Origin of the sequence: Streptomyces sp. NPDC057307 (assembly GCF_042667665.1) — a bacterium.
Lineage (GTDB): Bacteria > Actinomycetota > Actinomycetes > Streptomycetales > Streptomycetaceae > Streptomyces.
In genome coordinates, this window is record NZ_JBHUZM010000026.1 from 53,757 (window position 1) to 73,955 (window position 20,199).

Consider the following 20,199-nt stretch of genomic DNA (forward strand, 5'->3'; position numbering starts at 1 on the left):
GCAACTGCTCCGTCGAAAATCACGTAGGACTGACGTCCGACCCGATCACGCAAAGCGGAACATTAGGCCCCTCATGTACTGCTGAGCCTACCGAGCGTAGTTTTCGATCGGGGTGAATGCCCTACAAGTCACCTTGTGTAAGCCTTCCGTTGTGGAAGTGAGGTGACGCTATCGCGTATCCGACTATGTTTGCACGATTCCTTCCAACTGATGCGTCGTGATGCTACGGTCTGGCGCGCCGACAGTACTCTCGGGACTCCCCGAGGTCAGGCTCCGAGTTCTTGTCGTGATCGCCTACGAGCAACGGGGGAACGGAGTATGGGCATCGGCCGGCTCTTATGTTGCTGGGGCCGACCTATCGACCCAGGTCGGCCTCTCCGGTGCTCGGTCCGGCGAAGTGCGCGCAATACGGTTTGACGGGGGCGGGCCGCCGTAGGCGGCAGCGCAATGGGGCGAGAACAGCCTTGCGGGTTTCGTTGCTGAATCTTTCGACCAAACCCTGACGGTGTCAGGGAAAGACTTGAGGACGCAATCCGCACAGGAACGGGGGGTTCCATGAATCTGGGCAAAGACCTTGCGGAACTGAGAAATATACGAGGCTGGACACAGGAGAAACTGTCCGAGGTGTCCGGCTTGAGTGTGAGAACGATCAGGAATCTTGAACGCAGCCAAGTGCAGAATCCACGCCGGACATCCGTCGACCTGTTGATCCGAGCGCTCGGAGTGGAAGAGGATCGCGCACCGGACTCTTCCGGACGACCTGATCTCAGTCAGTGGCAGGGTCTGCAACCACCGGTCACGCCGATGATCGGAAGCCGCGCGCTCCACATCGAGCTCGCCCGCACCATATGCGCGAACCGGCTGACCACCTTCGTCGGAACCGGTGGCGTGGGAAAGACCCGGCATGCCCTGAACGCGGCGTACGAGAGCTACTACTCCTTCCGTGACGGCGTCGTTGTCGTGGAACTGGGGGACATGGAACCCGAGAGAGGGTCCACCTCGGAGCAGGCGGCGGAAGTGCTTGACCGGGTGCGCCGGCGCATTGGCCTGACGCCCACGCCGGACTCCCTCGCCGTCGCCGCCGCGGAGAACAATGTGTACGGCATGAATCGACTCGTCATTCTCGACAACGCCGAACATGTCGCCGGTGGTGTCACCGCCGCGGCGAGGGAGTTGCTGGGCGCACTTCCCTTTCTGCACATTCTGATCACCACGCGCCGTCAGCTGACGGACCGGTTGGGTGTGAACAGGGAGATACAGCCCCTCGGTCTCCATGTGGACGGCGCGGTGAGGTCCCGGCTGACGCAGTCGGGGGAACTCGTTCTGCAGCGTCTCGGCGAGGACTCACCCGTGGCTGCCCATGTGCTGCGGGATCTGCCCGCGCTGGACGAACTCTGCGAGCGGCTCAGTGGGATCCCCAGATATCTGGAGTTCGCAGCCGAGCGCCTGCGAACCGTTCCCATTCGCTCCCTGCTCGCCACCGAACAGGTGCTTCAGACGCTGCGCACCAACGACCACGCGCTTCTTGAGCACCAGCGATCCCTGGTCAGCAGTGTGCGCTGGAGCCTCGATCTGCTCTCCCGCAGGCACCGCGAGATGCTGGCGGACATGGCCGCCCTGGACGGCCGGCACGTCGACCTGCGAGGCGGAGTCGCCCAGGGCGACATGCTGGCCACCACCGGGCGGGCCGGTGCCATGACTCTGGTCTCCGACCTTCTGGAGTCCTCCCTCATCCTCGCGGATGCCGCCGAGCCCTACCGTTTCCGTCTGCTGCCCTATGTGAAGGACGCGTTGGAAGCCATTTAGTCGTGACCGGTCACAAGGCCCGGGAGTTCGCGGTCCCCGACCTGAAGAAGTCGTCGACCGGCTATACGAGCACCGGGCCGTTCGCGGGCCGAGCCGGCCGGCTTCGCCGGGTGTCCAGGTGTACGAACACCCGGTGGAGCCATCGGTCGTTGCCGTCGTATCGGGGTGTGAAGGCGGAACGTCCGTGCACAACCAGCCGATTGTCGAGGAAGACCATGTCGCCCGGGCGCAGCACGAGTTCGGAGGATGCCTCTGTCAACGCTTGATGGAGCCTGTGCAGAGCTGCCCTCGCGTCTTGATCCATGCCGGACGTCGCATTGAAGTCCACCCGTATATCCGGGTCATCGGGTGCCCCTCCGAGAACGGAGTGCGGCTCGACATCGCCAGCACGTCGAAAGGAGGGTGGAGCGGTGGTGACAAAGCGGGCCTGGTGCAGGACCGACGTGTGCCGTTCGTCGAGCAGCGGCAACGCGTTGCGGACGGAAGCGATCTGAGTCCCGACTGTCGATTCTTCCGCGGGGCGCAGACACAGGAGACCCACGTAGTCGGGCCGGTACGGATGGAAGGCGTTCTCGGTGTGCAGCTTCAGTGGTACGGAGCCGCCGTTGCTCTGTGATCGCGCCAGAGAGGCGACCGGTACGACATTCTGCACCAGAGCCCCCATCTTCTCATCGCGATAGGCGACGATCTCGCCGAGTTGCTGAGCGATCATAATCGCGACGGCGGCGGGCTCGGAGGCGTCACGTTCCACCGAATCCCGGCAACTGGGGGTCGGGGGGAGCGACGAGACATCGAGGGGGAGGTTGGTTATCTCCAACATGCCGTCGATACCCGAGTCATGGCGGTAGCGCCTGATTGTCTGGGCGACGCGAGTCGGAAGTCGGCAGCTCGACGCGCGAGCCCGCGCCAGCCACTCCGCGTCGTCCACAAGAGCTGGAGGTATATGTGCCAGAGATTCCGCAAGCGACGCCACAATGTATTGCTCATCCGCGTCAAGTCGTATGCTGGAGCCGTCGAGGAGGGATTCCTTGACGTTGGTTATCGAATCGACAGTCATGACGACGCTCCCGTTTTGATGTGAGTGCGTAAGGCTTCTCTTCCTGCCCGAAGTGGGGCAACGGCGGAGAATCGCGGTGTCAGGTGTGCCTGATTATTCTCGTGTGTGCGCCACGTCGGATCCAGGCACGTCACCGGCAAGTCCACGACGCCCTTTTGCCGTCGCGGTTCCAGGCTCCAGCAGCCACGATGCCAATTCCTCAATACGCGGCGAGGGCGTTACGGCCGCCCGGATCAGCAGCCGCTCCAGGTCGGCGAGGAAGTCGAGCGCCGTGGACTCGCCGAGGAATTCGGGGTCCTTGCACAGCTTCAGCAGGCACGTCTCGTCCAGTCGCTCCAGATACAGGAAGAACTTCGCCCCGACCTGCCGTCCGGGCAGGTCCAGCCGGACCAGTCGGGTCGGGCCGGACGGATCGTCATGAGAACCGGCCCCCGCTGGTTCGAGGGCATTGGGCCGCTGCGACTCGTTGGTGCGGACGTCGTTGAGGAAGCAGTAGCCGTCCGCCTGGAAGCCGGCCTCGCGGGCCACCTCGGCTGCCAGTGCCTCGACCTTCCGCGGATCGGCTTCGCAGCGCCGGTACGCCAGGAGAGTCGCGGCCGACGACCGGCGCAGCCACTCGTCGAAACTCTCCTTCTCCAAGTCCAGTCGCAGCAGAGCGTTCTGATTGATCGGGCCCACGAATCCGCGGTCCCGTGGATCGGACCGAGTGGAGACGATGAGGCGCATGGAGCCTGCCGTTGTGCCGGCACGGAGCGCCAGGAGCAGTGTGACGGCACCGATCAGCACCATGCCGGTGGTGGTCGCCGCCCGAGCGGCCAGGGCCCGGACCGCTCGGGCCATGGCAGGTGACTCGATGGCCGCCCAGTCGCGTTGTGCCTCGTCCGGTGTCGACGTCGCGGCGAGCAGAGCCCGGGGTGTGCGGCGCAGCGAGCGTGCCCAGTAGTCGAGAGTCGAGCGCTCACGTCGGATCCCGGACGCTGATCCCTCGAAGGCCGCGCGCTCCAGGGGCTGACGGGCGCGCGGGGGCAGCGTGTCGGCGCTGCCGCTCGTCAGGCAATCGGCCAGCTCTTCGGCGAGCAGCGACATGGACCACCGGTCCACGGCCATATGACTGATCACGAGAACCACCGCGACCGGAGCCCCCGCCCTGGTGAGAATCGCGACGCGCAACGGAAGCTCTGACGCTTCGTCAAAGGCCCCCCGCCGCATACGTCTGCCGATGTCCTCCGCCCATTCGGCCGGATTTCCGGGCCCGCACTCCACGAGCAGCGCGTCGAGCTTTCCTTCCGGGAGTACGCGCTGCGCGGGCTCACCATCGGCATCGGGAAAGTAGTGCGACCGCAGGGCCTCGTGGCGTTCCAGCAGTTGCCCGAGAAGTCCGGCGACCTGGGAAACGGACAGCGGCACCACGACCGGTCGCCACTCGGCCATGTTGAGCGAGTCGTCCCCGGCGGGGAGCCGTCGAAGTACATCCCAGATGCACAACTGACCCCAGGTGAGCGGACCGACTGCCGAGGTGTGTACGGCAGGCGCCGCGAAAGGTACGAGCTGAGTGGCCGTGGTGCTCAGGGCGGTGAGATCGGTCTTGGACATGGTCGTCTCCGGTCGTGGAAGCCGTGATCGCAGGGCTGCCGTTCCACTGTGGCCAGGGGCCGTGCGACGTAGAAGGCAGGGCACCGGCAATCGGAGTCCTGGAACGTGCCGCCCGTTGCCTGGTTTCGCCGTGTCAGGTCAGGTCCGGCGGCGCCTGATCTCAGTTGGCACCGCCTTCCTCTGTGCGAATTCGATCCACCGTCTCCCAGAGGGTCCGAGGGGTACGCATGATCTCCATCAAGGGAAGGTCCTCCATGATGGTGATGTCGTACGCCTGCTCGATCGCCACCAACAGGCCGACGCTGCCCAGCGAGTCGAGCCCCCTCTCGGCGAGAGGAACATCGGCGGCGGTGTCGAGCGCCGGGTCCAGTGCCTCCCGCAGCAGCTTGTCGAACACGTCGTCCCAGGGGCGTTCATCCGCCTGTTCCGGAGGACGCGCGACGGGTTTCGGGAGATGGTCGACCAGCAGCGCGCCGTCCGGGCGAAGAGGCCATTCCTCGACGGTGATCCACAGCTCCGGGATGAGACGCCGCGGCAGTTTCCGGTCGATGAGCCAGCGCCTGATCGACGCGACATCGACCTCCGTCGTACCGGCCGGCCGCACATAGGCGATCAGATGTGCTGTCTCCGGGGAGTCCGGGCGGACCAGCACCCGGCTGTCGCGCACCGACGGATGGCGGTCGATCAGTTCCCGTATCCGCAGGAGCACGGTGGCGGACCCTCCTGGCCACAGCGCCGCGTCCGGTGGGTCGAGGTCCGCGACGCCGAGGATCTCCAGGGCGCCGTCGAGCCCCACGCGGGCCGCCAGTCCGGTCCGACGGGCGTCCGGCAGCGCGGGGTCCGCACCGCCGACCCAGAGATCCCCCGAGACACCACGCGGCACCGGTAGCCGCTCCGGGCCCAGTACGCGAACAGTCACCCCCGCGGCGACGTGTTCAGGGCAAGGCACCGTCCCGTTGCCGGGGGACACTGTCGCCGAGAGGCCGGCCAGTTGCCTCAGCGCGGCCGCGACCCGGCCTCCGCCGAAGCCGACCCCGCCGGCCCACCGGACCGGCTGACCCGGACCGGGCTGATCGGCGGCGAGCCGCAACTCGGCCTGATCGACCGGACCTTCCGGCCCCAGCGCCATTTCCTCGGCCACGAGCCGGTACAGCGCCAGCAGGACCGGGGCGGCGTCCGGACTCAGCAGATGATTGTCCACATTGAGGCACAGGCCGCCACGCCAGGTGAAGACGTGCAGACCGAACTCGTTCACGTTGTCGTTGTAGATCAGTTCACCATCGACGAGGTCCATCCCGATCTGCTGGAAGTCCAGGTAATTGAAGATCACGTGCAACATACGGTCGGCGCCACCGAATTCCTGCTGCAGCAGCGGCATCGGGTACACGCGGTGCGGCCACAGTTCGGTCAGCCGGTCGTAGGTGGCACGCACCAGATCGCCCCATGTCCGCCGTCCCTCCGGCATCCGGAACGGCAGAGTGTTGAGGTACATGCCGTACACCCGGTCGGCCCCCACCGCCTCGGGCCGCGCGTCGCACGCGAGACCGGTGAAGAAACTCTCCGAACCGGTCACGATCCGCATCACGGTGGTGTGGAGGGCGAGCAGCACCGCCTTGTGCGAAGTGTGGGTCTGTTCGGCCAGCCGTCGCAGTTCGACGTCGAGGTCACGCAGGTCCACCAGGTACTGGTCCCGCCGCCCGGCGACGTGCGGCAGGTCCTGCCAGCCCACGGGGAGGGCCGGCTCCGAGCACCCCTCCACGGTCTGCTTCCAGTAGGCGCGGTCCTCCTCGCTCCGCCTGGCCCTCGCCTCGGCGGCTATGTAGTCCGCGTACCGGAACGGCACCGGTTCCGGCCGCGCCGGCCGTCCCCCGTCGCGCAGCGTGCGATACAGGTTGAGGGCCTCCATGATCATGGAATTGAAGCTCCACCCCTCCAGGATGGGATGGCATTCGGTGATGCTGAGCCACCACCGCGTCCGGTCGGGACGTGCGTGTGTGTGCACCCGGATGAGCGGGGCCGACGCCACGTCCATCGGCGCCAGCCGTTCGGCCGCGCAGAACTCCTTGAGTACCGACAGCCAGTCCTCCGGTTCGCCGTCCGCCATCGTGGTCGACCTCACCGCGATCTCCGCGTCCCGGTGCACAAGCTGCAGCGGGACCGAGTAGCCCGACAGGTCGAAGGACGTGCGCAGTGCCTCGTGCCGGTCCACCACGGTCTGCATGGCCTGCTTCAGCAGCGCGGCACGGAGTGGGGCGTCGTCGCGTACGAGGTAGCACGTCGTGTCCTGGTAAGTGCTGATCAGCGGCCGCGAGTGCAGCTCGACCAGCATGCCGAGCTGCACCGCGGCCAGCGGATACGCGTCGACCACGTCCGCCGGCAGCGCCGCCCGGTCCTCGGATCCGATCAGGGCGTACGGCTCGACCGGATCCGGCAGGGGCCCTATCCCTCCGCGACCCGACAGAGCCGCGACCAGTTCGGCCACCGACTGGAACGCGAACAGGTCCGCCGCCGCCACGTCCAGCCCCGCACCGCGCAGCCGGCCGGCCAGAGTGACCGCACGGAGCGAGTCGCCACCCGCGTCGAAGAAGTTCTCGTCCGGATCCGGGTCGTCGTCAGCCCCCAGAACCTCCGCCCAGGCCTGCGCCACCAGCGCGGCCATATCCTCCGGCGACATCTCGGGGTGGGGCCGCGACTCCCGCCGCTCCGACGGAGAAGGAGTACGGGACGCGGCCCCCGACGGCTCAACGTCGGGTCCGCCGGTGTTCCGACGGGTGGTGGACTGCTGCTCACCGGCGGCGTACGCGCCCCGCGGGTCCGCCGACGGCGTTCCCGGCTCACGTACCCCCTCCTCAAGTACCGAACGCCAGCACTCGGCCCACTCGGCGGCCGTACCTTCCTCGATCACCGCTGCCGAATAGTCCAGACGCCCGGTGAACCGGCCGTCCGGCAGCACAGCGGCACGCAGGTTCACATCGAACTTGGCCACCGGCGACTGCGCGAGATCCAGCTTCTCGACCACGAGGCCGGGCAGGTGCAACGAGTCGTCGTCGTGAGCCGGCATGTCGAACATCGCTTGAAAGAGCGGGTTCACACCCGGCGTACGTTCCGGATTGAGGTCATTGACCACCTGGGCGAACGGGACCGCTCGGTGATCCAGTCCGTCCAGCAATCCGGTACGCACCTCGTCAAGCAGCTCACCGAACGTCACCCCCGCACGCGGACGCGCCCGCACGACCACCGTGTTCACCAGGTATCCGACCGTGTCGGCCAGCTCGGGCAGTGTGCGCAGCGAGCAGGGCAGCCCGACCGTGACGTCGTCGGTTCTCGCGATACGTCCCAGAGCCGCGTGGAAGGCGGTGAGCAACACGGTGAACGGGGTGGTCCGACGCGCCGCGGCGAGTGCCCGCACCGCGTCCGACGTTCCCGCCGAGAACTCCACCGTCACGGAACCGCCGTGTGCGTCCGGCCGGCTCGGACGTGGCCGGTCGAGCGGAAGCGGCAGGTCTCGTACACCGGCCAGCGCGGAGCGCCAGTAGGCGAGATGCGGTTCGAGCCGCCCTTCGGTCAGACCGGCGTGCTCCCAGATCGCGAAGTCCGCGTACTGAACCGCCACATCGGGCAGCCGGGCCGTCCTTCCGGTCACCCGCGCCTCGTACAACTCGCCCAGCTCACTATCGATCTGGCCCGATCCGTCACAGGCGATGTGGTGGACCGTCACCACCATCACATGGAGCAGGTCGTTCACCTTGATCAAGGTCACTCGCAGCGGCTGTTCCACCGTCAGGTCGAACGGACGACGGCGTACCCAGTTGGCGATCTCCCGCGCCCGTTCCTCACGGCGGGACGCCGGCAGGGGTGTCAGATCGATCTCCTGCCATGCCGGATCGGCGGTGGGGGAGACGGTCTGGACGACCTCCTCCGGGCTCTCTGCCCCGGCGTCGGTGTAGGAGGTCCGCAGGACCTCGTGCCGGGAGGCCAGGTCTCTCCAGGCGAGCCGCAGGGCCTCGTGATCCAGTGGGCCGGTGATACGCAACGCCCACGGCATCAGATAGGCCGGGCTGCGGGGGTTCAGCTGCTGCAAGGACCACATCTGCCGCTGTCCGGCCGAGAGAGGGGACGGTCGGCCGTGGTCCGCCCTGGGAACGACCGTCCGCGTCGCAGCCGCTGGCCGCCGCCGGCGAGCCGGCCGGTCCGCCGTCCGGTGTGGGAGAGCCCTCGATCCGGGGTCGCTCTGATTGGACGTCATCGTGATCTCACCCTTTCCCGTGCATGAGTGCCGGCCGCCGGCCCGGGGACCGGCTCGGTCGATGGCGGCCGCGGCGTCAGCCGGCCGACGCATCCTGTGCGACCAGCAGACGCTCGACCTCGCCGATGAGCGCGGCAGCGGTCGGGTCGTCGAAGAACGTCCGCATGGACACCTCGACGTCGAAGACGTTCTGGACGCTCCACAGGAGCCGGGCGACCTTCAGTGAGTTGCCGCCGCGGCTCAGTACGTCGTCGTCGACACCCACGTCGTCCTGCTGGAGCACCTCACGCACGATGTCGAGCACCGTGGCGGCCAGTGGGGGCGCCTCCGGGTCCTCCGCGAAGACGGCGCCGACCGCGGTGTCGGGGGCAGCGGCGAACTGACGGGCCAGGGTCTCGAACTGCTCGGCCAGGTCGAGCGCGGTCCCTTCCGGCACCACGTCCACCGCGTACTCCAAGAGGCCCCCGAAACCACCGGCCGCTCGTGGCCACATCGTCAACGCGACGTCGGTCCGCGCCACTCGCCACGCCTCGGACAGTACGCGCAGGTCCCGATCACCGACCTCCTGACCGACCAGCCCGTCCCCGGTCAGGGAGAACAACGTCTGGAACACCGGGGTGCGCGAGCGGTCACGGTCCGGCTCCACGGCGTCCGACACCTGCTCGAACGGCACCAGGTGCTGGGCGATCGACTCCTGATGCACCCGCCCCACACGCTCGACGGCCTCGCGGAAGGGCATGGCCGGGGTCAGTCCCGCGCGGATGACCACGACGTTGATGAAAAGGCCGACAACGTCGAGCAGTTCGGTCCGGTCACGACCGACGTGCGGTGTCCCGACGCCGAAGTCCCACGCCCCGCCGGAGCGAGCCAGCAGCACGGTCCACAGGGTGAGGAACAGGGTGTGCGGCGACGCGCCCGTGTCCCGGGCCACCGCGAGCAGGGCCGAGGCGGCGTCGGCCGGCACCGCTGTCCGCACGGCCGCGCCCTCGATATCGCGAAAGGGCTTCCGTGTCGGTGAACCGGGCAGCACCAGCGGTGGGACGCCGTCCAAAGTACGACGCCAGTAGCCGAGCTGCTCCGCGACCACCTGCGGGGTGAGGAGCCTGCGTTGCCAGGCGACGGCATCTCGGTATCTGACGGGCAGCACGGGCAGGGCGGCCGGCCGGTCTGTGCGGGTCGCCTCGATCAACTCACGGAGGTCCCGTTCCAGCAACCGTACGGACCACCCGTCCCCGGCGATGTGGTGGCTCACCACGAGCAGGAGCTGCTCGTCCCCGCCGTCGCGTATCAAGCGATAGCGCACAGGGGGCGCCGAGGCCAGGTCGAAACCTCCCTTGAGAGCAGCCCGGACCTGGCCGACGACGCCGGGCGGAGTCGTGTCGACGGCTTCGAAGTCCGGGGTGAACCCGGGCTCCGTCGGGCCGGACGACCCGGTTGCCTCAGGGGCGTTCGGCTCGCCGATGGGCAGGACAACGGCGTGCAGCCCGGCGGCGTCCATGGCGTAGCACGTCCGCAGCGGCTCGTGGCGAGCCACCAGGCGCCCCACCGCCCGGCGCAGCGTCAGTTCGCTGATGTCGGCGGATATCCACAGCATGACCGGCAGCAGATACTCGCCACTGCCGGGGTCCATTCGATCCTGCACCCAGAAGCGCTCCTGGCCGGGGGAGAGCGGGACGCGGGCCCCCTCGGGCAGCGCCTCGATCGGCCGGGCCCGGACCGCGTCCACCAGCAACTGGGCCTGGGCCCGCGGCGTGGCATGAAGATGCAGGTCTCGGAATTCCGGCGCCGTACCGGAGGTCTCGGCCAGGACAGCGGCGAGCTTGGCTATGAGGAGGGAGTGCCCGCCGAGGCGGAAGAAGTCGTCGTCGAGCGCGATCTGGTCGACGTCCAGCACTTCCCGCCAGGCCGCGAGTACCAGTGCCTGCTCGGTCGTCACCGGGCCGTCCGGGTCCGGGTCCGGGTCGCGAGCGGGCACCGCGGACGCCGTCGCCGTCGCCGTCGCGCCGCTCGCCGACGGCTGTCCGGCCGGGGCCGGTTCCGGCAGCCGGGAGCGATCGATCTTGCCGCTGGTGTGAACGGGCAGCTCCACGGCGGTGGTGACGACCGACGGCACAAGAGAGGCGGGAAGCCGGCCGCGCAGAAAGGTCATCAGACTGTCCGGCTCGTCACCGTCGGCGGTCACGATCCACGCACCGAGCCGACGGTGGCCCCGTGAGTCATCCAGGGGAGCGACCGCGGCCGCGACCACCTGAGGGTGGCGTTCCAGCACGGACTCGACGTCGCCGGGTTCGATTCGTACGCCGTTGATCTTCATTTGAGCGTCCACCCGCCCGGCGAACGTCAGCGAGCCGTCCGCGGCTCGACGCACCAGATCGCCGGTGCGGTACATCCGGGCACCGGGGAGTCCCGAGGGGTCGGGGAGGAATCGTTCGGCGGTCCGGGCCGGGTCCTTGTCGTAGCCACGCGCGACACCGGCACCGCCCACGTACAGCTCGAACAGCATGTCGGCAGGGTGTGGCGCACCAAGGTCCGCGGTCTCGCCGGGCTCGACCCCGGCGGGGATCAACCGCACGTGCACGTTGTCGATCGGGTGGCCCATCGGCATCGGCCCGGTCTTCCGCTCAGGCTCACACCGGGCCGCCGTGACGTCGATCGTGCACTCCGTGGGGCCGTACGCGTTCCAGATCTCGGCGTCCACGCGTTCGCGGACCTGCTGGAACAGTTCGGCGTGGAGCGGTTCGCCGGCGCTGATCATGACGCGTAGCGTGTGACAGTCCTCCAGACCAGGCTCCACCGCCAGCAGGCGCAGCATGGAGGGAACCACCTGGAGCACCGTCGCGCCGGTCTCGGCGATGGACGCCACCAGTGCGGTGGCGTCCTGCCCGGCGTCCGGACGACCGAACACCACTGGCGCACCGGTGACGAGCGGAGTCATGATCTCGCTGACCGCGGGGTCGAAGGTGAGCGGAGTCTTCTGCAGGAATCGATCCTCCGCCGTCATGCCGAACGCCCGGATTCCCCACCGCACACGGTTGGCGATCGCCGCGTGCTCGACGACGACCCTCTTGGGCGTACCGGTCGAGCCGGAGGTGAACATCATGTACGCGGCGCTGCGGGGCGGGGTGCTGCCGGCGGAAGCGCCGGGCGCGGTCGCGGTGCCCGGTACCGGGTTCGGCGCGTCGACCCGTATGACCGGGAGCTGCGCTCCGAAGGCCGCGACGGCGGACCGACTGTCGGTCAGCAGGGCCGAGAGGCCGGCCAGTTCAATCAGCCAGCCCTGACGTTCCACAGGTGCGAGCGGGTCGACCGGCACATAACAGGCACCCGCCATCCACGATCCCACCAGTGCGGTGACCAGTCCGGGACCCGGGGTCATCAGGATGCCGACCGTCGACTCGGTGCCGACGCCGGTCGCGCGCAGGGCGGCTGCCACCTGCCTCGCCCGGACATCCAGCTCGCGATAGCTGACGACTCGGTCACCGGCGATCACGGCGGGGGAGTCGGAGTATCGCCGGATCGAGTCCAGGATGAGTTCCGGCAGCATGACGGGCATGCGCTACCTCCCCGTGGAGGACACGGCCGGGGCCGGGCCCTCCGTATCGCGGACGCTGAGCGGACGCAGGTCTCGCCACACCGAGGCGATCCTGGTGAGGCATGCCTGTTTGGTGCCTGTGTAGCCCTCGCGCTGCCAGCCGGCCGGCGGTTCGCGGTGAGCCGGCCACACGGAGTACTGCCGCTCCTGGTTGAACACCACCTGGTAGAGCGGTTCCGTGAGGGCTTCGTCTTCGGACGGGTTCTCGTTCACCGTGCTCCCTTCACTGGCGTCCTCGTTCATCGGTCCCGACGGCCGGCACCGCGGTGGGGCTGCCGCGCCGAGGCCCGGCAGCATGGCCTCCAGCGCGTCCCTGTCGACCTTGCCGTTGGCCGTCAGCGGGAGGGCGTCCACCACCACCAGGTCGGACGGAAGCATGTAGTCCGGGAGTTCGCGGGAGAGCTGGGCCCGCACGTGCGCCGAGTCCGGCGCATGATCCGGCGCCGGGACGACGAAGGCGGCCAGACGGGCCGGCTGTCCGACCGCTGTCACGACCGCGTCGGCGATCCCCGGCGTGTGGCGCAAGGTCTCACGTACCTCCCCCACCTCGATCCGGTAGCCGCGGATCTTCACCTGGTGGTCGGCGCGGCCGAGGAAGTCCAGGTCACCCGAGTCCGTCCAGCGCGCCCGATCGCCGGTCCGGTACAGCCGCGACCCGAGGGCGCCGTACGGGTTGGGCAGGAAGCGCTCCGCCGTGAGCGAGGGGTCGCCCAGATATCCGTACGCGACACCCGTACCGCCGATGTGTACTTCACCCGGAACACCGACAGGAACCGGCTCAAGCAGCTCATCGAGCACATACATCGTCGTATTCGGAATGGGCCGGCCCAGGGGTATCAGACCGTTCGGGTCGGGATCGTCCACCGGCCGGCCCGAGTTGCCCACCGTGATCTCGGTCGGGCCGTACTCGGTCGCCACGGGGGTCCCCTCGGGCCCGGCGAGGTCGATCCAACGCCGGGCCAGTTCGCCGGTGAAGGCGTCCCCGGCCGCGATCAACACGCCGGCCAGGTCGTGCGCCTCCGTCTGATCCAGCTCCAGACTCAGCATGTTGAGGTGTCCGGGGGTGCACTTGACGAAGCTGTACGGGCCGTTGGCCGTGAGGATCGCGCCCAGGTCGGCGGGGTCGAGCGGATCGGGCAGCAGGTGCACCGCCTGCCCGACCATGAGCGGCGTGAACAGACTGGGCACACCGAGGTCGAAGCCGATGGAACTGAAGAAGGGGGAGCCGCCAGTCCCCCGGGAGGCATAGTTCCCGGCCGTCCACAGCAGGTAGTTGACCAGACCCGCGTGGTGCACCAGCACACCCTTGGGACGGCCGGTGGATCCGGAGGTGTACATCACGTACGCCGGGCTCCCCGGTCCCGGCCGCACCCCGGCGCCGGGGGGTCCCGCGGTTCCGTACGAACGTCCCCGGTCCGGCGACAGCACGGTTTCGAGCGTCAGGGTCTTCACGCCTTCGGCGCCGTCCCACATCGGCGGACCGCCGGCCGACGCGATCACGAGCCTGCATCGTGCGGCGGTGACCATCGCGTGCAGCCGGGCGGCGGGCAGGCCGACGTCCAGGGGCAGATAGGGCGCGCCTGTCTTCCACACGCCGAACAGCACCGGAAGCAGGCCGGGCCCGCTGCGCAGGGACACCCCCACCGGCAGTTCCCGGCCCGCGTCGAGCTCTGTCAGCGACTCGGCGACGAGGTCGGACTGCTCGTCCAGTTCCCGGTAGGTGAGGACGGCGTCGCCGCATCGCATCGCCACGGCGTCAGGGTTCTGCCGCGCCTGGGCCCGGAACAGGTCGAGGACCGTTTCTCCCGACCGCTCGACACGGCGGCCGGAGCTCCACCGCCCGAGTACCGCTCGCCGTTCGGCGTCCGGCAGGCAGGCCGCGCTCGCGTCCCCGTCCGGATCGGCCGCGGCCGCCGCCATCGCGCACCGATAGAGGTCTACGAGTCGGTCGAACGCGCCGGGGGACAGCACACCGCTGTCCGCGGACAACAGCAGTCGGTCCTTACCCGCTGAGACGACCAGCCCGTACCCGGGCTCAGGCTTGTCTACGACGTCCGGGGCCGAAGCGGCAGCGGGGCGGATGGCTGCGACACGTCCCCCGATATCGAACAGAACACCCACTCGTGAGTGCTCCGGCGCCGGACCGGTGGCCGTCAACTCGACCGGACGGTCCGAGGTGCCGTCGGGACCGCCCAGCAAGGCGCCCGACGCCGAGGTGAGTTCGCGCCACGTGCGCGCCGGCCGCAGATCCACCTCCAGCTCGCGCTCCGTACCGCCCGCCGTCCGGACGGTGGTACGGAACCTGCGGTCCTCCCACAGCATGCCCAGGACCTTGACGTGCACCGCGAACAGCGCCGACAGCGGTACGTCGTCCCGCTCCGCGCGCCCCCCGCGGACTCCGACTCCGACGACGACACCGACTCCGACGCCGATCAGCCGGTCTGCCGACAGTGTCGCCTCAAACCGCTTGCCCGCGTACGTGTCCGCGTCCGCGCTCGCGCCCGCGCCCGCCGAGTCCACCGGCCGCCAGGCCGTCGGCAAGGACACCATCTGAGACCCGGTCACTCCTGAAGCCCCGCGTCAAGCAGCTCACCGAGCAGCTCGGCCACCAGCGCACCCGCGTGCTGAAGCAGGTAGTGCGGAGCGTCCAGCATGTGCACCGAGAAGCCGGCGGTCGTCTCCGCGGCCCAGGCCCCGAGCGCCTGCTCCGAGACGAACCGGTCCCGCCGTCCGCCGAGCACCGCGAGGGGGGTCGCCAGCGGCGGTCCGGGCGAGTACCGCAGCCGTTCGACCACGCGGTAGTCCGCACGCATCACTTGTTCGAGCATCGTCATGAGGTCCGGGTCGGCGAGCACTTGGGGCGCCATCCCGCCGTACCCCACCACCCGCGCGAGCAACTCCTCCCGGGGCAGCTTGTGCAGGGGGTCGGTGACGTGTCGCACCGAGGGCCCCTCCGCGGACGAGACCACCACCAAGGCCGGCTTCGGACCACCCGAGTGCTGGAGACGACGGGCGCATTCATAGGCCAGCACACTGCCGGAACAGTGGCCGAGCAGCACGAACGGCCGGTCGAGCAGCGGGAGCATCGCGGCAAGCGTCGCGTCAACCGCCCGCTGGGGTTCGTCGAGCAGCGGCTCCCGTAAACGGTTCTCGCGTCCGGGGAACCGGACGGTGCACAGCTCCACCCCGGCCGGTAGCAGGTCCGCCCAGGCGTTGAACGCCGCACCGCCGGCGCCGACGTGCGGAAAGCACACCAGCCGCAGCGAGGGATCGGGGATCGCCCGCGGTCGCGCGAACCAGCGGCGCACCGTACTCGCACTCGCACTCGCACTCGCACTCGAACCGACCGAGGCAGCGTCGGACGCGGCCCGTTCGACCGATGACGGAACGGAGTTCACGACGCACACACCTTCCGCAGCGCCTCGGCGAGACCGGGGTCGCGCAGCGCACCCGCCGGCGACTCCAGCTCGTTGTCCAACGGGGACACCACCGAAGAGGCCAATCCGGCGCCCCACACCTCGGTGGCCACCGCCAGGCCCGCCCGGTCCACGGCCAGCAGCGCCGGTCCGTCGAAGCCGTCGAGCCGATGCCCGGCAACGGCGGACGTGAGCTTGACCCAGGTCGCTTGCCGGTGAACCAGATCCTCGGGCGACTCGACATCCTCGAACCACCCCGCCGCGTGCGCCTGAAGGAGCAGATCCCTCGCGTCCGCGCTGTCCCCCAGCCCGAACCGGGCACCGAGCACCGCGACCCGCCGGCGCAACAAGGCGGCGGTGCCCGGCACCGCGACTCCCGGCATCGCGGGCGACAGCAGCGCGAGCAGCTCGACCTGCCTCCCCGCCACCCGCAGCGCCCGGGCCACCTCGTAGGCGAACACCGCACCGAGGCCGAAACCCGCTATCGACACCGCCCCGCCCGACTGCTCGGTGCGCAGCGCCTCGGCGAGGACGCGCGACGAGCGGACGATGGCCGTGCTGTCCGTGACCGAACCGTCAAGGCCGGGCAGGCCGAGGCTACGGACCGGACGGCCGAGGCTCCAACGAAGCAGCGCTGCTTGCTCGGCCACGCGGTGGCTGTCCGAGTGGACCACGAACAGCGGGCTTCGGTATTCCTCACTGCCGGTCCGCGCGGTCACGGTGCCGTCGTGTCCGGCAGGCGCAGGCGCAGGCGCTGGCGTAAGGCCCGGCCGCGTCATGTCTGCCGCCGCGCTCACCAGGGCATGCAGCCGTTCCGGAGCGCGGTCGGTGGATCGCGAGGTGACCGACTCCGCCAGCCGCGCCGGCGTCGGGTGACGGAGCGCCTGCGACGCACGCAACTCCAGCCCGCGCTTGCGTGCCTGAAGCACGATTTCGAGGACGGACAGTGAGTCGCCGCCGAGTTCGAAGAAGTCGTCGTCGGGGTCGGCGGGGCGGCCGAAATGCTCCCCCCACAGCGAGCACAGCAGGGCCTCGATGACGTGTGTGGGCATGCGCTTCGGCAACTCGCCGACTGCACTGGTCACTTCGATCATTCTCCCGCCGTCGGTCAGCCGCGCAGCCTCACCGCGTGCCCCGTCACACCCGCGACACCCACGGCGTGCGGTGGAGCACCGGACGGCAAGTTTTGCTGCCACGCCGTTGCGCGGGCCAGGCATCGGGGCGGCAAATTGGGCGCGCCGAGTTGCCGATCGAGCGGAGTTTCCCGATGAATGGGCAGGTCACGGACGCCTGGGGTCGGTCCTCAAGAATCCGGGAGGCGAGTCAGTACGCGGCGAGGATCTTCGCCACCTCCACCGGGCGCGCCAGGTGCGGGAAATGCCCGCTGCCGGGGATCACCGTCACGGTGACGTCCGGGAGCACCGTCTCCAGCCACTGGCGGTACGGAGGCGGCAGCTCCGCCCCGCTCACATGGTGATACGCGACTCCGCGGTTTCGGAGTACGCCCATGTCCCGCGTCCGCTGCTCGGCGAGGACGTCCGCCGGCGTGGTGAGTATCTCGTCCCAGTACCCGAGGAGCAGGTCCTGCCGGGGAGTCGTCGCCGTGCTGACCAGTTCGCGTGCCGCCGGCGGGAGCAGGTCGATCTGCATGCTCCGGAGCATCGCCTCCCAGACCTCCCCGTACGCGGGGCTCCGCAGGACCGGTTCTGCCCGTAGGAGTACGTCTCTGAACGGTCCGGCCAGCAGGGGCTGATCGATGTTGACCACTGCGGCGGCCGGGTGGGCCGCCGCGTACACCGTGGCCAGGGCGCCGCCGAGGGAGTGTCCGACCACGACGGGTGTGTCGAACCCGGCCTCCGTCGCGGCGTCGCGCACCTGCAGGGCCACCTCGTCCAGGTGGTAGGAGGGGCGGGGGGCCGAGCCGCCGTGGCCCGGCAGGTCGAGGGCGAGCACGAGGCGGCCGGGGTCCACGGCGTCCAACTCGCCGATGAGCGGGCCCCACTGGCTCCGGTCGTAGGAGAGGCCGTGCAGCAGGATGATCGGCCGCCGGGCGTCGGAGGCGCCGTGGAGGTCGGCGGAGAGGCCGGCGAGGGTGGTGTGCCGCGTACCGTTCATGAGGTTTCCCCTCTCTGGGGTGTTCGCCGGGGGCATGGCCTCGGGGCGTGCCCTCTGTGCCTACGTCCCCACGTTCCGTGGCTGTCCGCCGCGCCCGCGCCGTCGCTTCAGGTCCATTGTCTGCCGTCCGGCGCGTCCTCGCAGGTCAGGCGATCCGCCGCAGGGGGTCACCGGATGCGAACCGGTACGGGAGACATCCACTTGCGCGGCGGATGGGCGTCGGCCGGCGGTGCCACGGCCTCGTTCCGGACGACCGTCGTCCACACCCGGCCCGCTGCCCCGTTGACGTGATTTACCGATGATCGTAGGCTGCCTCGCCGTCAGTTTCAGCCATGTCCATGACGTAACTCCAGTGCAGGTCAGCGCCGTTGCCCGCCCCGTACACCGCTCCGCTCCGCACCGCACCGCACCGCTCCGCACCGCTCCTCACCCACAACTCTGGGAGACGCATGTGAAAAGACGTCGCGCGACCGCTTGGGCCGCCTCATCACTCGTCGCAGCTCTCGCGTTGACCGGCACGCTCACCGGCCCCGTGGCCGCGGCGCGGGATCGGGCGGGTGCGGTCGCCACCGCGACCGACCCCGTCACGCACGCGGAGAACGACCGCGTCCCGGAGGGCTCCGTCTGGACGCAGAGCTACTTCCCGTCCTCCGACGACTCCGGCACCGAACTGCACGCCGACGTCCTGCTCCCCGAGGCGCTGGCGAAGAAGAAGCGCGTGCCCGTGATCCTGTCGATCGGCCCGTACTTCGGCCACTCGGGGCAGACCGGTCCCGAGGACTGGACGCACACCGGTCCCTCGAACCGCTTCCAGGACTTCATCGAGGGGACGGACCTGTTCGACGAGGGTTACGCCTTCGTCATGGTGGACCTGCGCGGCTTCGGTGGCTCCACCGGCTGCCTCGACTGGGGCGGACCGGGCGAGCAGGCCGACGTCAAGGCCGCCGTCGACTGGGCGGCCAGGCAGCCGTGGTCCACCGGTGCGGTCGGCATGTACGGCAAGTCGTACGACGCCGTCACCGGCCTCATCGGCAACAACCTGGACCAGCGGGCGCTCAAGGCCGTCGTCGCCCAGGAGCCCGTGTGGGACATGTACCAGTACATCTACTCCAACGGTGTGCCCCGCCCGAACGTCACCGGCACCGCCAACGCCTACAACTCCATCGCCACCGTCGATCAGATGGCGGACGACGACCCGCGCTACCTGGCCAACTCCCGGTGGGAGGAGACCCACCCGGAGTGCCTCACGGAGAACTCGGCCGGATACCGAATAGCCGACCAGCGGGACAAGCACTGGACCTCCCGCGACCTGGCCAGGATGGCCAAGCACACCGACACCCCGCTGTTCGTCACGCAGGGCTTCATCGAGAACAACACCAAGCCCGAGGAGATGCAGGAGTACCTCGGCAACCACAAGGGCCCCGAGCGCGGCTGGCTCGGCCAGTGGGACCACGTACGCGGCGGTGACGTCACCGGCGACGGGCGCCTGGCCATGGGACGCGAGGGCTGGTACGAGGAGACACTCTCCTTCTACGACCAGTACCTCAAGGGCATCAAACCGAAGGTCGACCACCCGGCCTACTCGGTCCAGGACTCCACCGGCACCTGGCGTGCCCAGAAGACGTGGCCCGTCGTGGAACGGTCCGTCAGCCTCCCGCTCGGCGACGGCTCGTACGTGGACGACGGCGGTGCCTCCGCACGCGTAGGACTGGCCCCGTCCGGCGACGCGACTCCGGGGCCCCGCCAACAGCCTTCCGGCGAGTGGGACATGGAGAACGCGCCCACGCTCGACCCGGCCGCGCCGAAGGGCCTCGCCGAGGGGCAGGCGAAGCGCCAGAAAGCCGGTGAGATCACGTCCAGCTTCTTCGTGTGGTCCAAGCCGGTCGAGCGGGCCGTACGTGTCACCGGCACCCCGCAGGTCTCCCTGACCGCCAAGGGCGGGGGCAACGTCATGGTCAAGCTGTACGACGTGGCCCCGGACGGCACCGCCGTCATGTTCGACGAGCAGGTCTCCCTGCTGGACTCGGGCAGGCTGACGGTCGACCTCAAGGCGACCGACTGGACCCTGGCCTCCGGGCACGTCCTGGCGGTGGAGATCGGCTCGATCCAGACCGGTTCATGGCGCGACACGCCCTCCGGCGAGACGATCAAGGTCAAGAACGCGCGGCTCGAACTGGCCCTGGACGGCCCGGCCGACGACCGCCCCACCGCCGGTGCTCGCTCACCGTTCCTGGACACCTATCTGCGCCAGTACACGGTGGATCTGCCGGCCGGCCCGGCGTCGTTCACGATTCCCCCGACCAGGCGCCACTGACCCTCGGCCCGGCCCCCGCCGACCCCGTGCCCACCCGAGCAGCGTGCCGCCGCCGATCGC

At 69.3% G+C, this 20,199-nt stretch carries 10 protein-coding genes; 2 read left to right on the top strand and 8 right to left on the bottom strand.

Features of this window, described 5'->3' with window-relative positions:
• The first annotated feature begins 555 nt into the window (after window positions 1-555).
• The gene (locus tag ACFUN8_RS12970; RefSeq protein ID WP_383635229.1) at window positions 556-1,806 is read left to right on the top strand and encodes a helix-turn-helix domain-containing protein; all 1,251 of its coding nucleotides are present in this window, start codon (window positions 556-558) and stop codon (window positions 1,804-1,806) included.
• A gap of 61 nt (window positions 1,807-1,867) precedes the next feature.
• Here the strand turns inward: ACFUN8_RS12970 and ACFUN8_RS12975 are convergent, their stop codons facing one another.
• From ACFUN8_RS12975 to ACFUN8_RS13010, 8 genes are all read right to left on the bottom strand, one after another.
• Window positions 1,868-2,863 carry a TauD/TfdA family dioxygenase gene (locus tag ACFUN8_RS12975; protein WP_383635232.1) on the bottom strand — a complete coding sequence of 332 codons (996 nt, stop codon included), beginning with the start codon at window positions 2,861-2,863 and terminating at the stop codon, window positions 1,868-1,870.
• A gap of 93 nt (window positions 2,864-2,956) precedes the next feature.
• On the bottom strand, window positions 2,957-4,456 hold the full coding sequence (locus ACFUN8_RS12980) for a condensation domain-containing protein (RefSeq protein ID WP_383635235.1): 1,500 nt from the start codon (window positions 4,454-4,456) through the stop codon (window positions 2,957-2,959).
• 160 nt (window positions 4,457-4,616) lie between these two features.
• The gene (locus tag ACFUN8_RS12985) at window positions 4,617-8,795 is read right to left on the bottom strand and encodes a condensation domain-containing protein (RefSeq protein WP_383635238.1); all 4,179 of its coding nucleotides are present in this window, start codon (window positions 8,793-8,795) and stop codon (window positions 4,617-4,619) included.
• Window positions 8,779-12,255, bottom strand: a complete 3,477-nt coding sequence (locus ACFUN8_RS12990) for an amino acid adenylation domain-containing protein (protein WP_383635241.1) — start codon at window positions 12,253-12,255, stop codon at window positions 8,779-8,781. The genes ACFUN8_RS12985 and ACFUN8_RS12990 overlap by 17 nt, the downstream gene beginning before the upstream one ends.
• Window positions 12,256-12,258: 3 nt before the next feature.
• A complete protein-coding gene (locus tag ACFUN8_RS12995) occupies window positions 12,259-14,844 on the bottom strand; it encodes an amino acid adenylation domain-containing protein (RefSeq protein ID WP_383635244.1) in 2,586 nt (861 codons plus the stop codon).
• Between the two features lie 11 nt (window positions 14,845-14,855).
• Entirely contained in the window at window positions 14,856-15,692 is an 837-nt protein-coding gene (locus tag ACFUN8_RS13000) for a thioesterase II family protein (RefSeq protein WP_383635247.1), read from the bottom strand.
• A complete protein-coding gene (locus ACFUN8_RS13005; protein ID WP_383635250.1) occupies window positions 15,689-16,804 on the bottom strand; it encodes a phosphopantetheine-binding protein in 1,116 nt (371 codons plus the stop codon). Before ACFUN8_RS13005 ends, ACFUN8_RS13000 begins: the two co-directional genes overlap by 4 nt.
• Window positions 16,805-17,033: 229 nt before the next feature.
• Entirely contained in the window at window positions 17,034-17,825 is a 792-nt protein-coding gene (locus ACFUN8_RS13010; protein WP_383635252.1) for an alpha/beta fold hydrolase, read from the bottom strand.
• Between the two features lie 451 nt (window positions 17,826-18,276).
• On the opposite strand from ACFUN8_RS13010, the gene ACFUN8_RS13015 reads away from it, so the two are divergent.
• Window positions 18,277-20,139: a CocE/NonD family hydrolase gene (locus ACFUN8_RS13015; RefSeq protein ID WP_383635256.1), complete on the top strand. Its 1,863-nt coding sequence runs from the start codon at window positions 18,277-18,279 to the stop codon at window positions 20,137-20,139.
• Window positions 20,140-20,199: the final 60 nt, after the last annotated feature.